Source organism: Lysinibacillus zambalensis, assembly GCF_040183165.1.
Lineage (GTDB): Bacteria > Bacillota > Bacilli > Bacillales_A > Planococcaceae > Lysinibacillus > Lysinibacillus zambalensis.
Genome location: NZ_JBEGDG010000057.1, coordinates 1 through 1,620 on the forward strand (window position 1 = coordinate 1; position 1,620 = coordinate 1,620).

At 38.0% G+C, this 1,620-nt stretch carries 1 protein-coding gene; it reads left to right on the plus strand.

Annotated features, from left to right (window positions below; genetic code table 11):
- The first annotated feature begins 252 nt into the window (after positions 1-252).
- On the plus strand, positions 253-1,488 hold the full coding sequence (locus tag ABNX05_RS25990; RefSeq protein WP_349662333.1) for an IS110 family RNA-guided transposase: 1,236 nt from the start codon (positions 253-255) through the stop codon (positions 1,486-1,488).
- Positions 1,489-1,620 lie beyond the last annotated feature (132 nt).

Genomic DNA, 1,620 nt, shown 5'->3' on the forward strand with positions numbered 1-1,620 from the left:
CGTTCGTATTATAAGGTCAACCAGAGAGAAATCTGGTTGACTATTTTTTATTCAATTTATAGATTGATAGTAGCCGGGGTCGAACGGAAGCACCCGTGGGACTAGATCCCGACAACTAAACTGTTCGCCCTCTACTTGTTAACACATGATTAGGCTGGTTGGGACATAGTGATCCCGTATAACAAGCGAAGATATGAATAACAAGCTAGATAGAGGTTACCGGTCAATACACTACCTTAGGAGGAGATAAACATGAATCCAGTAGTTGGTCTGGATGTCGCAAAAGGTGAAAGTCAGGTTCAAATGTTCTTGGATAAAAAAATGCCCTATAAAAGCAGTGTGAAAATTGATCATACGGTGGATGGATTGGAAGAGTTACACTCTTATTTATTAGATTTAGAGCGTCAAACAGGGATGAAGCCACCTGTTGTTTTGGAATCAACGGGTCACTATCATGCCCCAGTTGTACAGTTTTTAGAAGCAAGAGAATACATTGTCATTATCGTAAATCCACTGGTATCTTACCGAGCAAAAAGTTCTAGCTTGCGAAAAACCAAAACAGATGCCATTGATGCTTATCACTTAGGCGAACTGTATTACAAAGAGGATTTAGCGCCTCAGAAAAAGCGTGGTGTACAGTTATTAAACCTTCGGCATCTAACAAGGCAACATGAAAATATGACGGGAATTATGATTCAAACAAAGCTTCAATTTCAAGCCGTATTAGATCAAATATTCCCTGAGTACAAAGGAGTTTTTGGCGATTTATACGCTGAGATTTCCATAAAAACTTTACAAGCTTACCCTACTTCTGAATCAGTTAAAGAAGCAGGTGTAGAAGAGATCGCACAATTCATTGATACACATTGCAAAGCACGTTCGTTTAATTGGGCGCTTGAAAGATCGGAAAAATTAATCGGAGCTGCAGAACGCAATCCATTTCAATCGACTCTTTATCAAAGTCTTCTAGTCAGTCTGAATATGTATATTGATTTACTTCAAGTGTACCACCAACAACTTTCTACGTTAGAGCGTGAGATTGATGAGTTAGCGGCACAACTTGAAGAATATGAATTACTCCAATCAATTCCCGGTATAGGTGAAAAAATCGCTGCAACGATTATTTCAGAAATCGGAGAAATTGATCGGTTTAATCATCCGAAAAAGTTAGTAGCGTTTGCAGGACTAGATCCCAGTGTGTTTGAATCAGGTCGCTTTAAAGGCACGAAAAATCACATTACTAAACGCGGCTCGGCTAGGCTTCGCCATATGCTTTATACAGCTGTTCGTTGTTCTATTCGAGATAGTCGAAAAAAGAAAACAACACCTGAAACTATCGCACGAAATAAGCGATTACGAGCCTTCTACGATTTAAAACGTGAGGAAGGAAAGCCATATAAAGTAGCCATTATTGCTTGTGCAAATAAGCTTTTACATTGGATTTATGCGATTTTAAAAACGAAAACACCATTCCAAGAAACCATTTAGTAACAGCATTTTCAAATACAACAAAAACCTTCCAAATTGAATTCGGAGGGTTATTTGGGTTGCGCTTTTTAGTATAGCATGAAGTGTTTATTAATTTAAAAGATTTTTATTGACAATCTATTAGCTGGTTTA

Bases quoted from the DNA above. Each gene is read 5' to 3' on its own strand.
- ABNX05_RS25990 (WP_349662333.1), top strand. From the start codon at position 253: ATGAATCCAGTAGTTGGTCTGGATGTCGCAAAAGGTGAAAGTCAGGTT.